Source organism: Staphylococcus lugdunensis, from assembly GCF_001558775.1.
Taxonomy (GTDB): domain Bacteria; phylum Bacillota; class Bacilli; order Staphylococcales; family Staphylococcaceae; genus Staphylococcus; species Staphylococcus lugdunensis.
Window position 1 is genome coordinate 703,857 of record NZ_CP014022.1, and the last position, 17,367, is coordinate 721,223.

The window sequence follows — 17,367 nt, forward strand, 5'->3', positions numbered from 1 at the left end:
CTTCCTATTAGTTTAATGTCTGAAATGACGAGTTCCTGTCATTACCATCGCTATACCATATTTGTTTGCCATGTCGATAGAATCTTGGTCTTTAATTGAACCACCTGGTTGTATTATTGCTTTAATGCCATGTTGCGCTGCTAATTCTACTGTATCATCCATTGGAAAGAACCCATCTGATACCATCACTACATTATCATTGATTTCAATTGCACGTTCTAAAGCAATCTTTGCAGCACCTACACGATTCATTTGTCCAGCACCAATACCAACTGTTTGTTTGGAATTACTTAAGATGACCGCATTACTTTTTACGGAAGGAATGACTTTCCAACCTAGCAGCATGGCATCCCATTGATCATCAGTAGGTACAGCATGCGTTACAACGTTCATATCCTCTTTTGTAATTTCATCATTATCTTTGTCTTGCACTAAGTAACCACCTGAAACAGAGACAAATTCTTCTTCACGTTTATCAATTGTCATAGCAATTTCTAATAACCGTATATTTTTCTTTTTTGTCAAAATATCTAAGGCTTCATCTGTAAATCTTGGCGCAATGACTACTTCTAAAAAGATAGCATGCAATGTCTCAGCTAATTCTGCAGTGACCGTTCTATTTAAAGCAATAATCCCTCCGAAAATGGATTGATTATCTGCATCGTAAGCATTTTTAAATGCGATTTCTATATTTTCACCAATTCCTACGCCACATGGGTTCATATGTTTAACAGCAACAGCAGCTGGCTCTTTAAATTTCTTTACTAATGATAAAGCAGAATCTGCATCTTTAATATTATTGAAACTTAATGCTTTACCATGTAACTGTTTCGCACCAGCAATGGTATGTTTACTACTTGATGTACGTACAAAACGTGCAGATTGTTGAGGATTTTCACCATATCTTAATTGTTCACTGGCTCCTTTAAAGAAACTAACAATCGCATGATCATATTCATTTGTATGAGCAAACACTTTTATCATTAATGCTTTACGAAAATTTTCGTCTAAACGATGCGCTTTAATACGTTCAATAACTTCATTGTAATCTGATGGATGAACAATCGTTGTTACATGTTTAAAGTTTTTTGCTGCGGCGCGTAACATGGTTGGCCCACCAATATCTATGTTTTCAATCGCTTCCTCTTCTGTAACATCTGGACGAGCTACGGTATTTTGAAAAGGATATAAATTAACAACAACCATATCGATTAAATCAATGTGCTGAGCTGCTAATTGTTCAAGATGTTCAGGTTTATCCCGATCGGCCAAGATACCTCCATGCACAGCAGGATGTAATGTTTTAACTCGTCCATCCATAATTTCAGGAAATTGAGTTAAATCAGAAACTGAGTTAACTTGAACGTTTGCTTCTTCTAGTACACGTTTAGTTCCACCGGTTGAATATAATTCATAGTCTAAATCACTTAATGCTTTAGCAAATTCCACAATGCCACTTTTATTTGAAACACTTAAAATTGCTTTTTTCATGATTAACTTAACTCCTTATTTAATAACCTTAGCTATAACACTAGGATAAAGTTCATATTCTAATTGTTTGACTCGTTCTTCCAAATTTTCTTTGGTATCATCCGGTTTGATCTCGCATTGTCTTTGTTCAATAATTTCTCCCGTATCCATGCCACTATCAACATAATGAACTGTTGATCCTGTAACATTATCACCACTATTAAAAGCCTGACCAATAGCATCTTTCCCCTTATATTTTGGCAATAATGATGGATGAATATTTAAAATCTTACCTTCGTATGCGTCTAACAAATCAGGACCAATTAGCCTCATATAACCTGCGAGAATAATCCATTCAACTTCTTCACGCTCTAGTATACGAATCAAATGGTGTTCATAGGCAGATTTTGAGTCAAAATCTTTTGGTTCGTTGATATTAACTGCTACCTTTAACTGTTTTGCGCGTTCAATACAATACGCATCGTGATGATCAGTATAAAGTGAAGTAATTTCTATATTGTTGAGTTCTCCTTTATCCACTTTTAAAACAATATTTTCGAAATTACTTCCCGATCCAGAGGCAAAAATAGCTACCTTAGTCACTATTCTACCCCCTTGAGATAAATAGGCACATGTGCATCTTCTATAACATTGCCTATGTGATAAGCAGGGACATCGTGTTTTTTTAGGACATCTAGTGCTTTAGCAATGTCATCTTGACTAACGATGACCGTATACCCTATTCCCATATTAAAAATGTTATACATTTCATCCGTAGAAATTTGTCCTTGTTGTTGTAACCAGTCAAAAATAGGAGGTGTTGGGAATGTATTCACATCAATTTGCGCAGCTAAACCATCAGGTAACACTCTAGGAATATTTTCATAAAATCCACCACCAGTGATATGATTCATCCCCATGATTGTTACTTTATCTTTTAAATCAAGTATCGGTTTCACATAGAGTCGCGTAGGTGTTAAGAATGTATCTAAATATGTTTGACCATTGAAGTCATCGTATAAATCAATGTCAGTCTGTTTAATTAATTTACGTACTAAGCTATAACCATTTGAATGTATCCCACTAGAAGCTAAACCAATAATTGCATGACCTGCTTTTATATTTGAGCCATCAATGTATTCTGCTTTTTCAACAGCACCGACAGCAAAGCCAGCTAAGTCATACTCACCTTCATGATACATTTCTCCCATCTCCGCGGTTTCACCACCAATCAGTGCGGTATTTGTTTGTTGACATCCTTCGCTGACTCCTTTTACAATCTGCTCAATAACTTCTGGAACAACTTTATTTGCTGCAATATAATCTAAAAAATATAATGGTTCTGCTCCAGTCGTAAGAATGTCATTCACACACATGGCTACGGCATCAATTCCAATGGTGTCATGTCTGTCATGATCGATAGCTAACTTTAACTTTGTTCCTACACCGTCTGTACCTGACACAAGCATAGGCGCTGTCATCTGCAATTGTGATAAGTCAAATGTCGCACCAAAACCACCTAAGCCACCTAAGACTTCTTTTCGTAGTGTTCGCTTTACATGTGCTGACATTCTTTCTACTGCTTCATATCCTGCTTCTATATCTACTCCAGATTGTTCATAAGCTTTAGACATTTTTATTTCCCTCTCGATCATAATAGTGTTGGTGATTCTCGATATATGCTTTTTGTCGTGGGCTCAAGTGCTTAAAATAATTTTCTTCATAATCATACAAACCAGCTGGATAATCACCTGTAAAACTTTCTAAACATAGACCACTATATGGCGCATCATAGTCTAAGCCAATAGCTTCTATTAAACCATCAACGCTTAAATAGGCTAATGAGTCGGCACCTATATGGTCACAAATTTCTTCAGGTGATTTACTCGCTGAAATCAACTCAGCAGTAGTTGAAACATCAATACCATAAAAGCTTGGAAACATAAATTCTGGTGATGCGATCCTTACATGTACTTCTTTAGCACCGGAATCTTTGAGCATTTTGACTATACGTTTAATAGTTGTGCCACGTACAATTGAGTCATCGACTAAAATAATTTTTTTACCTTCTACAATGTCTTTGACAGCTGATAGTTTGACACGTACACCTTGTTCTCTCAATTCTTGAGTTGGTTGGATGAACGTTCTAGCGACATATTGATTTTTAACTAATCCCATTTCATAAGGCAGCTGGCTTTCTTCAGCATAGCCACTAGCTGCTGATAATGATGAATTAGGTACACCAATAACCATATCTGCTTCTACAGGATTTTCTTGAGCTAATTTCTTTCCAGAAGCTTTACGAACTGCATGCACATTCTTACCAGCTATTGTAGAGTCTGGACGCGCAAAATAAATATATTCCATTGCTGAAATCGCAGTACTTGTGTGTTTTGTATATGATTTTATTTTTATACCTTCGTCATTGACAACGACATATTCTCCTGCGTGAACATCTTGGATAAATTCTCCACCTAAAACATCAATAGCGCATGTTTCACTTGCTAATATATAAGTTCCATCTTGCATTTTTCCGACCGCTAATGGTCTAATGGCATTAGGATCAACTGCACCATATAAAGCATCCTTCGTCAAAATCGTAAAGGTAAAACCACCTTTAATTTGGCGTAGACTTTCTTTTAGTGCTTCTTCAAATGTTGGTGCTTTACTTCTACGAATTAAATGCATAATCACTTCAGTATCTGACGACGAATGAAATATTGCCCCATGCTTTTCTAAGTATTGTCGTAATGATTGTGCGTTGATCAAATTTCCGTTATGACATACTGCAACGCTCATATCATAAAAATGATAGAGAAATGGTTGAATATTCTCGATACCTTTATTGCCTGATGTTGCATAACGTACATGACCTATAGCGTTACGACCTGTTTTTAATTGTTCCATTTGCACTTCTTTGATTGCTTCAGTTAACAGCCCTACACCACGTTCACCTTTTAATGTGTTACCATCTGTGACAACAATTCCAGCGCCTTCTTGACCGCGATGTTGTAAACTATGCAATCCCATATATGTCAATTGAGCTGCCTCTGCATGGTTCCAAATTCCAAATACGCCACACTCTTCGTTTAATCCACTGTAGTTAAACATTGCGCAATAGCTCCTTCCCATTGTGCTTTTATATCAGAAGCTCTCTTAGAAATTGATGTATGAGCAGCTGCAACATTAAATTCATCCGTATCTGTAAGTTGACCTATTTCAATTGCATGCTCAATATTTAATTCTTGTCCTGCTTTAACAGCAATCACATAACGTCCTTGCGTTTCACTGAATAACTGTGCATCTGAAAGATTTACTTTAGCTTTTAATCCAAGACTATAATGCGCACTGATTCTAGCGAGAGTAATTAACAATCCACCTTTGCCAACAGTCTGTACGTGTGAAGCCACACCATTTCTAATTGCCTTTTTAACGGCTTCACCCTTTGTCACTTCATCGCTTAAATCAATCGCTTCAAATTCATGATTCACTTTGCCGTATAACAATTTTTCAATTTGACTGCCACCGAAATCATCCCTAGTATCTCCAACTAAGTACAATTTATGTCCTGCTTGAGGATGGAAATCATTTAAATATTCGATATTTTCAATTAGCCCTACCATACCAACAACTGGTGTTGGAAAAATAGATGTACCACGTGTTTCGTTATAAAGCGAAACATTACCAGATACTACTGGTGTTTTTAAAATTTCACATGCTTCTGACATCCCTTTTGTTGAATCTATTAATTGTTGATAGATTTCTTTTTTCTCAGGAGAACCATAATTTAAGCAATCTGTCATGGCAAGTGGTGTGGCACCAACAGCAATTAAATTGCGATAGGCTTCTGCCACTACCATTTTTCCACCTTCATATGGTTGATTAAAGACATAACGTGCTTCGCCATCAATGGTAGAAGCAATCGCTTTTTGGGTACCTTCAACACGAACAACTGAAGACTGTAAACCTGGTTTAATGATTGTATTGGCACCCACTTGTTGATCATATTGTTCATATAAATAATGTTTTGATGCAATTGTTGGATGTGTGAGTAACTGGTCAAATACCTCTTGAACATTGATAGAATTATAATCATTTTTAGAAGTATTATATGCCTTTTCTTCGCCTTCAAGCACATAAACAGGTGCTTCATCAGCTAGTGATTGCACAGGAATATCTGCAAATACTTCATCCTCATATTTAAGTACAAAACGGTCTGTATTTGTTACTTCACCAATAACAGCACTATCTAATTCATGTTTATCAAATAAATCTAAGAATTTTTGTTCCGTACCCTTTTCAACAACAAGTAACATTCTTTCTTGTGTTTCAGAAAGCATCATTTCATAAGGAGATATGCCAGGTTCTCTAGTCGGCACTTGGTCTAAATTTAATATTAAGCCACTGCCACCTTTAGCTGCCATTTCAGACGATGACGATGTTAATCCGGCTGCTCCCATATCTTGAATACCTACGAGCTCTTTGTATGTAATTGCTTCTAGGGTAGCTTCCATTAATTTCTTACCTACAAAAGGGTCACCAATTTGAACTGAAGGACGTTTACTTTCACTTTCTTCCGTCAATTCTTCAGACGCAAACGTTGCACCATGAATACCATCACGACCTGTTTTCAAACCAACATATATAACTGAATTTCCTTCGCCTTTAGCCGTCCCTTTTTGAATCATATCATGGTCAATAATACCTACACACATCGCATTAACTAATGGATTGCCATCATAACGATCATCAAATTCAATTTCACCTGCAGTAGTAGGAATACCGATACAGTTACCATAGCCACCTATACCGCGAACGACCCCTTTTAGTAGTCGTTGATTTTGTTTCACTGATAATTCACCAAAACGCAAACTGTTTAATAAATTAATAGGTCGTGCACCTATTGACACAATGTCACGAATAATCCCACCTACGCCAGTTGCTGCACCTTGATATGGTTCAATTGCTGAAGGGTGATTATGTGATTCAACTTTAAAAACGACCGCTTGGTTATCACCAATATCAACTACACCAGCACCTTCACCTGGTCCCATCAATATACGCTCACCTGTAGTGGGAAATTGTTTTAAAAATGGTTTAGAATGTTTATATGAACAATGTTCACTCCACATAACAGAAAATATACCTACTTCAGTAAAGTTTGGTTCTCTACCTAGAACATCACAAACTTTAGTGTACTCAGCATCACTTAAACCCATATCTTGATATAATTTTTCAACTTTAATTTCTTCAATACTAGGTTCAATAAACTTAGACATGTTGTTCCCTCCAACTATTAACCATTGCTTCGAATAATTTTACGCCACTATCAGTACCAAGAATTGTTTCAAGTGCACGTTCTGGATGAGGCATCATACCACACACATTCCCTTCTTTATTCACGATGCCAGCAATATCTTTATATGAGCCATTAGGATTGTCTTGATACGTTAATATGATTTGGTTATTGGTTACTAATTCTTCATATATGTCATCAGTGCAATAATAGTGCCCTTCACCATGTGCTACTGGATATACTACGAGATCATTGTTTTCATATAAGTTAGTAAAAGGCGTTTGATTATTAACAATTTTTAAGGTTTCATTTCTACTAATAAATAAATGGGAATCGTTATGAAGTAAAGCTCCTGGTAATAAGCCAATTTCAGTTAAAATTTGAAAACCATTGCATACACCTAATACTGGTTTACCTTCACTTGCTAAACGTTTAACTTCATCAATTACTGGGGCTACGCTAGCCATGGCGCCTGAGCGCAAATAATCTCCAAATGAAAATCCTCCTGGTATAAGTACACCATCAAAACCTTCAAGTGATGTCTCACGATAATCTACATATTCAGCTTCAGCACCTGTTTTAATCGCCGCGTTATACATATCTCTATCACAATTAGAACCAGGGAATACGAGAACTGCAAATTTCATATCATGCATTCTCCTTTTCATCAACGATTTTATAGCTGTATTCTTCAATGACTGTATTGGCAAATAACTTTTCACTAAGCGTTGTAATGATGTTATCAACTGCTTCATCCGTAGCTTCATCAACAGACATATATAATACTTTGCCGACGCGGATATCATTGACTTGCGTATAACCTAAGTCATGTACAGCACGATTTAATGCTTGCCCTTGAGTATCTAATACTTGTGGTTGTAAAGTAATATGAAGTTCAATCGTTTTCATTATTTAACTTCCTCCAATTTATTTAAAAATGTTTGATATGTGTCAATCAGTGAGCCTGTTTCATTTCTGTATACATCTTTGTCAAAATTCGTACCTGAATCCTTGTCCCATATACGACAAGTGTCTGGTGAAATTTCATCTGCTAATAAAATTTTTCCATCTTGTGTTTTTCCAAATTCTATTTTGAAATCCACAAGCTGTAAATCCATTTCATCCATAAGTTGTATCAGTACATGATTGATATCCTTAGCCATTTGTTTTAATGTTTGTATTTCTTCATCGTTGGCAATGTTTAATAGTTTGACATGGTCATCAGTAATTAGCGGATCATTTAAGTCATCATTTTTATAGAAAAATTCAACTAGTGGTTCGTTAAATTGATATCCTTTATCTAAACCTAAGCGTTTCGTGATGGAGCCCGCTGCAACGTTACGAACAACAACTTCTAATGGAATAATCTTTACTTCTTTAACTAATTGTTCTGTCTCAGATAATTGTTTAATAAAATGACTCTCTATACCTTTATGGCTTAAATAATCAAATATAATAGATGTAATTTGATTGTTTAAGCGACCTTTGCCTTTCATGGTATCTTTTTTCGCACCATTGCCAGCCGTTACTTCATCTTTATACTCAACACGCAATTGATTTTCTACTTCAGTAGAAAATACTCTTTTTGCTTTACCTTCATATAATAATGCCATTTATAACTCTCTCCCTTCGAATTGTTTAAGCATGGTAGCTTCAGTGGCATTTACATCATCTGTTAGTATCGTCATGTGACCCATCTTGCGATCTGGTTTACGTTCAGCTTTGCCATAAATATGAACATGCCATTCTGGATGTTGACCAAAATCGTCTTCTAATAAATCTAAATCTCGACCAAGTAAATTCATCATAACGGCAGGCTTTAGCAATTCTATAGTCTGAGGTAATGTCTGACCAGTTATCGCAAGAATATGCGTATCGAATTGAGAATAATCACATGCTTCAATAGAATAGTGACCTGAATTATGTGGCCTTGGTGCAATTTCATTAACATATAATTGATTTTGTTTATCGATAAAGAATTCCACTGTAAACGTGCCAACAAAATGTACAGTATCGATGATTTTGTTTACTTCTATTCTTGCTAGTTGTTCTTTGTCACTGCGTGCTGGAACAATTGTTTTAAATAATATTTGATTGCGATGTTCATTTTCTTGTAATGGGAAATACGTCGTTTGTTTTTGATTACCGATTGTGACAGTTAATGATACTTCGCGTTCAATGTCGAGGTATTGCTCAGCTACACATTCTTGTTGCGCAATAAGCTGTTTGGCTTCTTCTATCGCCGTATGATCTTTAACTAAAATTTGTCCTTTCCCGTCGTAACCACCAAATCGTGTTTTGATGATAAAAGGATAGCCTAACTCTTCTATGGCATTGTATAAATCATCTATATTGTTTATTGATAAAAATGGAACAATATGAGCCCCGGCTCGCTCTAATGTTTGTTTTTCGGTTAGTCGATCTTGAAGTAATTCTATTGCTTGGTAACCTTGAGGAATATTAAATTGTTCAGATAACGTCCTTAATTGTTGTGCTGAGATATTTTCAAATTCATACGTAATGACATCTGATTTTTCACCAAGTTCTTGTAAAGCTTGTGTATCATCATAGGCAGCAGTGATAAACTCATTAGCAATATGATGGCATGGGCAATCTGTATTTGGATCTAAACAAATAACTTTAAAACCCATTTTTTGAGCAGATTGGGTCATCATTTTTCCTAACTGTCCACCACCAATAATGCCTATAGTGTCGCCAAACTTTAACTTATTGAAGCTCATGCTGCATGTCCCCTACTTTCTTAACGAGTGTTTTTTCATAATTTTCTAACTTTTCAAGTACTGACTTGTGACTGATACTTAGAATTCTCGCAGCTAAAATACCCGCATTTTTAGCACCAGATTTCCCTATAGCTGTTGTAGCAACAGGAATACCTCCTGGCATTTGAACAATTGACAATAGCGAATCTAGTCCTTTTAAGCTTTTTGATTCGATTGGCACACCAATCACCGGTAAGGTTGTCATTGATGCTACCATACCCGGTAAATGCGCTGCACCACCAGCTCCCGCAATAATGATATCGTAATCATTAGCGCGCGCTTGGTTTGCGAAATCGTACATTAATTTTGGTGTACGATGTGCCGAAACAACTTTCTTATCAAACGGAATACCAAATTCTTCTAACATCGCACAACTTTCTTGCATAATCTTCCAATCTGAAGAACTACCCATAATGACTGCTACTTTCAATTTGTACACCCTTTCAAAAGTTTGAAATATAGAGACGATTAGTTGTATATTACAGATATAGCATAACAATCATTGAAGTCTTTTTCAATCAAAAATCGAACTTTAATTCGATTTTTACAATTAATTTACGTCTTTTGGCACAAAAACGGCGTGATTAATCGTTTAAAGTTAAGCTATAACTATGTTTGAGTAAACAAGGAGGAATTTTTTGTGGTTGCAAAAATTTTAGATGGGAAACAAATTGCTAAAGATTACAGACAAGGCTTGAAAGATCAAGTTGAGCAATTAAAAGAGCAAGGTTATACTCCAAAACTATCTGTGATTTTAGTAGGTAATGACGGTGCAAGCCAAAGTTATGTTAATTCAAAAAAGAAAGCTGCCGAAAAAATTGGTATGATTTCTGAAATCGTACATTTAGCTGAAGATACGTCTGAAGAAGATGTATTAAAAGAACTTGACCGTTTAAATAATGATGATTCAGTCAGTGGCATTCTTGTCCAAGTGCCGCTTCCAAAACAAGTAAGCGAACAAAAAATATTAGAAGCAATCAATCCTGATAAAGATGTTGATGGTTTCCACCCGTCAAATATAGGCAAACTATATATTGATGAGCAAACTTTTGTACCTTGTACACCACTGGGCATTATGGAAATCTTAAAACATGCCGATATAGATTTAGAAGGCAAAAATGCTGTAGTGATTGGCCGCAGCCATATTGTAGGACAACCGGTATCTAAGCTATTATTACAAGCGAACGCAACAGTAACTATTCTACATTCTCGTACTAAAGATATGCATGCACACCTTAAAGAAGCAGATGTCATTGTCAGTGCAGTCGGAAAGCCAGGACTCGTCACAAAAGAAGATGTTAAAGAAGGTGCTGTCATTGTTGATGTCGGTAATACTCCTGATGAAAACGGTAAACTTAAGGGAGATGTCGACTATGAAGCTGTAAAAGAAGTTGCAGGAGCGATAACACCTGTTCCTGGAGGCGTAGGCCCATTAACAATTACAATGGTATTAAATAATACATTATTAGCCGAAAAACTTCGTCGTGGCATTCAATAATTAGTACTCAAATTATAGAAAAGGCTGGGACATAAATCTCAGAAAAATAGCACTCAGATGAATTGAATTCAACTCATCTGAGTGTTTCTTTTTATTCAATACTTCGTATTGTTGGCTCGCTTTCTTAGGGGACAGCTTCAGCCACCCCAACTTGCTTTGATCGACGAAATGCTTTTCGCATTTCTCTTTGTTGGGGCCCCTGTCTTCAGCTTGTCCTGTTCCCTCAAGAGTCTCGCCAAAATACGTCGCATTTATATCTTAGCATGGCGTCTTCTAAATCGTTTTTATCCAATATTATACTTCAACACTTAATTTAGGCACAAATGTTTCAAAATGAATTTGACTTTCATTTACACCCATTTCTTTTAACATACTAATCATTGATTGTAAAAATTTAGTACCTCCACAAACATATACTGCAGTTTGTTCATCAATATGTTGTACTAAATCAGCTTGTTTTAAATATCCTTGCACTGAGCGATCATATAATTCATAGCTTGCATCTGTTGCATTATCACTATACTGAGATAATATATTAACAAATGGCGTATCATCAGTATCTGCAGTTACTTGAATAAAATGTGATTGTTTATCATTATCGATTACTTGTTTAAACATTGGAACGAGCGGTGTTACACCAATACCTGCACCTAAAAACAAATGTTTGTCTCTGTTATTATCTACTTTAAATGGTCCCACCGGCGCGGAGAGATTAATATCGTCCCCTTCATGTAGTTCATCATGCAAAATAGTAGACACTTCACCTTCATGGTGGGTAGAAACATCTCTTTTAACTGCAAAGGTTAAATGTTGTGGTGTTCCAGCTACAATTGAATAATGACGTTTAGCTCGGTAAGTCATTTTATCACTTGAGACATCGACCGTAATATATTCACCAGGTTCAAAGCGACTTAAATCATATTGTGTTGATTCAACAGTAAATGCTTTAATATCGGAAGATAATTCTTCAATTTTAACAATTTTAAATGGTTGAAAGCCTTCCCATAACATACGACTGTATATCTCTTGCTCTACATCAATAAATACTTGTGCTATTTCTCGATAAGCATTTTTCCATGTTTGTATGATTGGACTACTATCATCAAGTCCGACAACATCTTTAATAGCAGCAATTAAATTTTCTCCTACAATATCATATCCTGCTGGTGGTACTTGTAAAGCACAATGTTTATAAGCAATTTCTTTTACCACTGGCATAATCCGTTCTAAATGTTCTATATTAATAGCTGCTGCTAATACACTTTGTGCTAACGCTGTGGATTGAAATCCTTTTTGTTGATTGGTTTGGTTAAACATATTTTTCAACTCTGGATGTTGCTTAAACATTCTGTTATAAAAGGTTGATGTAATTTCTGTTCCTTTTTCTTGCAATACGGGTACTGTTTGTTGAACAATATCCATTTCTTCCTCAGTTAACATAACTTCAACTCCCTTAATGATACAAACTTATTTCCACTTTTTATTCTAAACCTTAGATTGGACCTAATTCAATATTATGCAAAATAATTCACAAATTAGTCATTTTACAAAACCTTAATAAATATTTTTCTAGATGTTTATTTAATTTAAATTTTATTTATTGTATATTAGGACTATAGTACGATGAATTATAAAAACTAAACGTGTATAGTGAAGATAAATAGATAGACGACTTAATGACTCGGAGGTAAACAAAATATGAATAAACTAATACAGTCACTTTCAGCGCTTGGTGTCTCCGCTACCCTTGTTACCCCAAATTTAAGTGCAGAAGCAACTACTAACCACGCACCCGAATTAAAGGGAGTAAATGATATAGTTATTGAAAAAGGACAACAATACCATCCTTTGAAAGGTATACGCGCGTATGATAAAGAGGATGGAGATTTAACACATAAAATTCAAGTTGACGGCCATGTTGACACAACAAAAGCAGGAAAATATAAAGTTAAATATGAAGTCGTTGATTCGGATGGCGCACTTGAAACTTCAACCCGATATATCGAAGTTAAATAATTGATACATAGACAGAGCGTTTTAACTCTGTCTTTTTTAATATTCTGGAAACCGCTTAACCCCTACAAATGATAACCGTTCTCAACTATTCCCTTGATCTGCTATTCTTCCCGCTAAAATATTAGGTTTCACAGAATGGACACATAATTTTAACAAATCTCGGACTTCCCGCCACAACTCACATTATTAGTCTTTCCCTACATATAATTTTAATTTTTTTCTTATAGGTACTTGTAAATATTGCGTAATAAACTAAAATTAATGATAAGCCCTACATTTGTAGTATTAGGAGGTCAAAAAAGTGTCAAAATTTAAGTCTTTGCTTCTAATGTTTGGGACACTGGTATTGCTTAGTGGTTGTTCCAATTTAGAAGTTTTTAATGCAAAAGGGCCAGTAGCAAGTAGTCAGAAGTTCTTGATTATCTACTCAATCGTCTTCATGCTTGTTATTGTTGCTGTTGTACTTACGATGTTCGCCGTTTTTATCTTTAAGTACAGTTATAATAAAAATGACGAATCTGGTAAGATGCACCACAATGGTTTAATTGAAACTATTTGGTTTGTGGTACCAATCTTAATCGTAACTGCTTTAGCTATTCCAACAGTTAAAACTTTATACGATTACGAAAAACCACCTCAAAAGGACAAAGATCCTATTACAATCTACGCAGTAAGTGCTGGATATAAATGGTTCTTTGCTTATCCAGATCAGAAGGTCGAAACGGTGAATACATTAACTATTCCTAAAGACCGTCCGGTAACATTCAAGCTTCAAGCGATGGATACCATGACAAGTTTCTGGATTCCACAATTGGGTGGTCAAAAATATGCCATGACTGGCATGACTATGGATTGGACTTTAACAGCCGATCAATTAGGTACTTTCAGAGGACGTAACTCTAACTTCAATGGTGAAGGTTTCTCACGTCAAACATTTAAAGTTCACTCTGTAAGTGAAAAAGATTTTGATTCATGGGTTAAAGAAGCACACAGTAAGAAAACGTTAGATCAAGATACCTTTGATAAACAACTCTTACCAAGTACTTCTAATAAAGAACTCACATTCAATGGTACACATATGGCATTTGTTGACCCTGCAGCTGATCCAGAATACATCTTCTATGCTTATAAACGTTTTAATTTCGAGCTAAAAGATCCTAACTTCACAGATGAAAAAGATCTTTACAAAGATGTAACTGATAAACCAATCAAGCCTGCACGTAAAGTTAAAGTTACAAATGCTAACTATGCACGTCATGGAATGAAACCTATGATTCTTGGCAACGATGATCCTTATGAAGGTAAATTTAAGGATGAAGAAAAACACAATCATAAGGAAATGGAAAAAATCTCAAAATCTGCTAAAGACGAAAATGCGTCTAAGCACGATGATGATCATGGAGGTGGACATTAATGAATTTTCCATGGGATCAATTACTAGTTAAAGGTAACTGGATGATTACAGCTGCACAAATTGGTGCACCATTCTTAGTCATCGCTGTTATTGCGGTAATTACTTATTTCAAATTATGGAAATATCTATACACTGAATGGTTCACATCCGTAGACCATAAAAAAATCGGCTTAATGTATTTAATCTGTGCAGTATTAATGTTCGTTCGTGGTGGTATTGATGCACTGTTAATTCGTACGCAATTAACTGTACCAGACAACAAGTTCTTAGAATCAAACCACTATAATGAAATTTTTAGTACACACGGTGTTATCATGATTATCTTTATGGCTATGCCATTTGTGTTCGGTTTATGGAATGTTGTTATTCCATTACAAATTGGTGCGCGTGATGTAGCCTTCCCAGTTATGAATAACATTAGTTTCTGGTTATTCTTTGCTGGTATGATTTTATTCAACTTATCATTTATTATTGGTGGTTCACCAGCTGCTGGTTGGACAAACTATGCACCATTAGCTGGCGAATTCAGTCCTGGTCCAGGTGTAAACTACTATTTGATTGCGATTCAGCTATCGGGTATTGGTACACTGATGACCGGTATCAACTTCTTCGTTACAATTCTTAGAGCGAAGACGCCAACAATGAAATTTATGCAAATGCCAATGTTCTCAGTGACAGCATTTGTTACAACATTAATTATCATTTTGGCATTCCCAGTATTCACTGTTGTATTAGCGTTAATGACAGCTGATAGAATCTTTGGAACACACTTCTTTACCGTTGCAGACGGCGGTATGCCTATGTTATGGGCAAACTTCTTCTGGGTATGGGGGCACCCTGAAGTATATATCGTTATTTTACCTGCATTTGGTATTTACTCTGAAATTATCCCAACATTTGCTCGTAAACGTTTATTCGGACATCAAAGTATGGTTTGGGCAACTGCTGGTATCGCATTCTTGAGTTTCTTAGTTTGGGTTCACCATTTCTTCACAATGGGTAATGGTGCATTAATCAACTCATTCTTCTCAATCTCAACAATGCTAATTGGTGTACCAACCGGTGTAAAACTATTTAACTGGTTATTAACACTATACAAAGGTCGAATTACTTTCGAGTCACCGATGTTATTCTCATTAGCATTTATTCCTAACTTCCTATTAGGTGGGGTTACTGGTGTAATGTTAGCAATGGCATCAGCTGACTATCAATATCACAACACTTATTTCTTAGTAGCTCACTTCCACTATACATTGGTTACTGGTGTAGTATTTGCCTGCTTAGCTGGTTTAATATTCTGGTATCCTAAGATGATGGGTTACAAATTAAATGAAACATTAAACAAATGGTGTTTCTGGTTGTTCATGATTGGATTTAACGTTTGTTTCTTACCACAATTCATTCTTGGACTAGATGGTATGCCACGTCGTTTATACACGTATATGCCTTCAGATGGCTGGTTTTTACTAAACTTCATCTCAACAATCGGTGCCCTATTAATGACAGTAGGTTTCTTATTCCTTGTTGTTAGCATCGTTTATAGCCATATCAAAGCACCTCGTGAAGCAACTGGTGATAACTGGGATGGTCTTGGTCGTACATTAGAGTGGTCTACTGCTTCAGCTATTCCACCTAAATACAACTTTGCAATCACTCCAGACTGGAATGACTATGATACATTTGTTGATATGAAAGAACATGGTCGTCACTACTTAGACAACCATAATTACAAAGACATTCACATGCCTAACAATACACACACTGGTTTCTGGATGTGTATTTTCATGACTATCGGTGGTTTCTTCTTAATCTTCGAAACAATCATCCCTGCCCTAATCTGTTTAGTAGGTGTATTTGGTACGATGATTTATCAAAGTTTCGTTCAAGATCACGGATATCATATTCCAGCTTCTGAAGTTGCTGAAAATGAAGCTCGCTTAAGAGAAGCACGAATTAAAGAAAGGGAGGCTGTAAGTCATGAGTCATGATGTAAAAACTATTGATGCACGTACGCATGAAGGTGAACTAAATAAACTTGGCTTTTGGATTTTCCTTACAGCCGAATTTGCCTTATTTGGTACACTATTTGCAACGTTATTAACGTTACAACATGGTGGCGATTATGCAGGTAAATTGACAACTGATTTATTCGAGTTAAAACTCGTATTGATTATGACATTTGCCTTGTTATTAAGTTCTTACACATGTGGTATTGCAATTTACTATATGCGTAAAGAAAAGCAAAACTTAATGATGTTATGGATGATTATTACACTTGCATTAGGCCTTGTATTCGTTGGATTTGAAATATACGAATTCGCGCACTATGCTAGCGAAGGTGTAAATCCAACAATCGGTTCGTTCTGGTCAAGTTTCTTCATCCTCTTAGGTACTCATGGTGCCCACGTTTCGTTAGGTATTGTTTGGATCATTTGCTTATTAATCCAAGTAGCAACTCGTGGATTGAATAAATACAATGCTCCTAAGTTATTCATTGTAAGTTTATACTGGCACTTCTTAGATGTTGTTTGGATCTTCATCTTCACTGCCGTATATATGATAGGGATGGTGTATAGCGGATGAATACAATCGTAAAACATACAATCGGATTTATTGCTTCTATCGTATTAACGCTTTTAGCAGTGTTTGTAACTCTATACACAACATTGACTTTCCATGCTAAAGTTACAATCATTTTTGGATTTGCATTTATCCAAGCTGCCCTTCAATTATTAATGTTTATGCATTTAACTGAAGGTAAAGATGGACAAGTTCAATCATTCAAAGTTATTTTTGCCATTATCATCACCCTTGTTACTGTTATCGGTACGTACTGGGTAATGCAAGGTGGACACTCACACCACTTATAATGCGCTACTAACTTATGAATGTA

General features: G+C 35.8%; 18 protein-coding genes. 7 read left to right on the forward strand and 11 right to left on the reverse strand.

Annotated elements, in window-relative coordinates; all coding sequences use genetic code 11:
• Positions 1 to 12 precede the first annotated feature (12 nt).
• From purH to purE, 10 genes are read right to left on the reverse strand one after another with little or no spacing between them, the layout of a single operon-like run.
• Complete coding sequence (purH, locus tag AL499_RS03330) at positions 13 to 1,491, reverse strand: bifunctional phosphoribosylaminoimidazolecarboxamide formyltransferase/IMP cyclohydrolase (RefSeq protein WP_002459445.1); 1,479 nt, start codon at positions 1,489 to 1,491, stop codon at positions 13 to 15.
• A 15-nt stretch (positions 1,492 to 1,506) separates the two neighbouring features.
• Positions 1,507 to 2,073, reverse strand: a complete 567-nt coding sequence (gene purN / locus AL499_RS03335) for a phosphoribosylglycinamide formyltransferase (RefSeq protein ID WP_002492152.1) — start codon at positions 2,071 to 2,073, stop codon at positions 1,507 to 1,509.
• Positions 2,073 to 3,104: a phosphoribosylformylglycinamidine cyclo-ligase gene (gene purM, locus AL499_RS03340; protein WP_002478378.1), complete on the reverse strand. Its 1,032-nt coding sequence runs from the start codon at positions 3,102 to 3,104 to the stop codon at positions 2,073 to 2,075. The genes purN and purM overlap by 1 nt, the downstream gene beginning before the upstream one ends.
• Entirely contained in the window at positions 3,097 to 4,581 is a 1,485-nt protein-coding gene (gene purF, locus AL499_RS03345; RefSeq protein ID WP_037540539.1) for an amidophosphoribosyltransferase, read from the reverse strand. The genes purM and purF overlap by 8 nt, the downstream gene beginning before the upstream one ends.
• The gene (gene purL, locus AL499_RS03350) at positions 4,560 to 6,749 is read right to left on the reverse strand and encodes a phosphoribosylformylglycinamidine synthase subunit PurL (RefSeq protein ID WP_002478379.1); all 2,190 of its coding nucleotides are present in this window, start codon (positions 6,747 to 6,749) and stop codon (positions 4,560 to 4,562) included. Before purL ends, purF begins: the two co-directional genes overlap by 22 nt.
• Positions 6,742 to 7,413, reverse strand: a complete 672-nt coding sequence (purQ, locus tag AL499_RS03355) for a phosphoribosylformylglycinamidine synthase I (RefSeq protein ID WP_002478380.1) — start codon at positions 7,411 to 7,413, stop codon at positions 6,742 to 6,744. The genes purL and purQ overlap by 8 nt, the downstream gene beginning before the upstream one ends.
• Position 7,414: 1 nt before the next feature.
• Positions 7,415 to 7,675 carry a phosphoribosylformylglycinamidine synthase subunit PurS gene (gene purS, locus AL499_RS03360; protein WP_002459451.1) on the reverse strand — a complete coding sequence of 87 codons (261 nt, stop codon included), beginning with the start codon at positions 7,673 to 7,675 and terminating at the stop codon, positions 7,415 to 7,417.
• Positions 7,675 to 8,379, reverse strand: coding sequence for a phosphoribosylaminoimidazolesuccinocarboxamide synthase (gene purC, locus AL499_RS03365; protein WP_002478381.1), 705 nt, complete (start codon positions 8,377 to 8,379; stop codon positions 7,675 to 7,677). Before purC ends, purS begins: the two co-directional genes overlap by 1 nt.
• Entirely contained in the window at positions 8,380 to 9,507 is a 1,128-nt protein-coding gene (purK, locus tag AL499_RS03370; protein ID WP_002492672.1) for a 5-(carboxyamino)imidazole ribonucleotide synthase, read from the reverse strand.
• On the reverse strand, positions 9,494 to 9,976 hold the full coding sequence (purE, locus tag AL499_RS03375; protein ID WP_002478383.1) for a 5-(carboxyamino)imidazole ribonucleotide mutase: 483 nt from the start codon (positions 9,974 to 9,976) through the stop codon (positions 9,494 to 9,496). The genes purK and purE overlap by 14 nt, the downstream gene beginning before the upstream one ends.
• Before the next feature lie 210 nt (positions 9,977 to 10,186).
• On the opposite strand from purE, the gene folD reads away from it, so the two are divergent.
• Together folD and AL499_RS12825 are read left to right on the forward strand one after the other, a co-directional pair.
• Positions 10,187 to 11,044 carry a bifunctional methylenetetrahydrofolate dehydrogenase/methenyltetrahydrofolate cyclohydrolase FolD gene (gene folD / locus AL499_RS03380; protein ID WP_002459455.1) on the forward strand — a complete coding sequence of 286 codons (858 nt, stop codon included), beginning with the start codon at positions 10,187 to 10,189 and terminating at the stop codon, positions 11,042 to 11,044.
• Between the two features lie 81 nt (positions 11,045 to 11,125).
• Positions 11,126 to 11,356, forward strand: a complete 231-nt coding sequence (locus AL499_RS12825) for a hypothetical protein (protein ID WP_226952570.1) — start codon at positions 11,126 to 11,128, stop codon at positions 11,354 to 11,356.
• Here the strand turns inward: AL499_RS12825 and AL499_RS03385 are convergent.
• Positions 11,339 to 12,484 (reverse strand): globin domain-containing protein, encoded by a 1,146-nt coding sequence (locus AL499_RS03385; protein ID WP_002492673.1) that lies wholly within the window; start codon positions 12,482 to 12,484, stop codon positions 11,339 to 11,341. The two genes, AL499_RS12825 and AL499_RS03385, sit on opposite strands and share 18 nt — an antisense overlap.
• Positions 12,485 to 12,742: 258 nt before the next feature.
• On the opposite strand from AL499_RS03385, the gene AL499_RS03390 reads away from it, so the two are divergent.
• The 5 genes from AL499_RS03390 to qoxD all read left to right on the forward strand — a co-directional run bounded on the left by AL499_RS03390 (position 12,743) and on the right by qoxD (position 17,344).
• Positions 12,743 to 13,060, forward strand: a complete 318-nt coding sequence (locus AL499_RS03390) for a DUF5011 domain-containing protein (RefSeq protein WP_002459457.1) — start codon at positions 12,743 to 12,745, stop codon at positions 13,058 to 13,060.
• A 301-nt stretch (positions 13,061 to 13,361) separates the two neighbouring features.
• A complete protein-coding gene (gene qoxA, locus AL499_RS03395; RefSeq protein ID WP_002478386.1) occupies positions 13,362 to 14,474 on the forward strand; it encodes a cytochrome aa3 quinol oxidase subunit II in 1,113 nt (370 codons plus the stop codon).
• Positions 14,474 to 16,462, forward strand: coding sequence for a cytochrome aa3 quinol oxidase subunit I (gene qoxB, locus AL499_RS03400; RefSeq protein WP_002459459.1), 1,989 nt, complete (start codon positions 14,474 to 14,476; stop codon positions 16,460 to 16,462). The genes qoxA and qoxB overlap by 1 nt, the downstream gene beginning before the upstream one ends.
• Positions 16,452 to 17,057: a cytochrome aa3 quinol oxidase subunit III gene (qoxC, locus tag AL499_RS03405; protein ID WP_002459460.1), complete on the forward strand. Its 606-nt coding sequence runs from the start codon at positions 16,452 to 16,454 to the stop codon at positions 17,055 to 17,057. Before qoxB ends, qoxC begins: the two co-directional genes overlap by 11 nt.
• Positions 17,054 to 17,344 (forward strand): cytochrome aa3 quinol oxidase subunit IV, encoded by a 291-nt coding sequence (gene qoxD / locus AL499_RS03410; protein ID WP_002459461.1) that lies wholly within the window; start codon positions 17,054 to 17,056, stop codon positions 17,342 to 17,344. Before qoxC ends, qoxD begins: the two co-directional genes overlap by 4 nt.
• Positions 17,345 to 17,367: the final 23 nt, after the last annotated feature.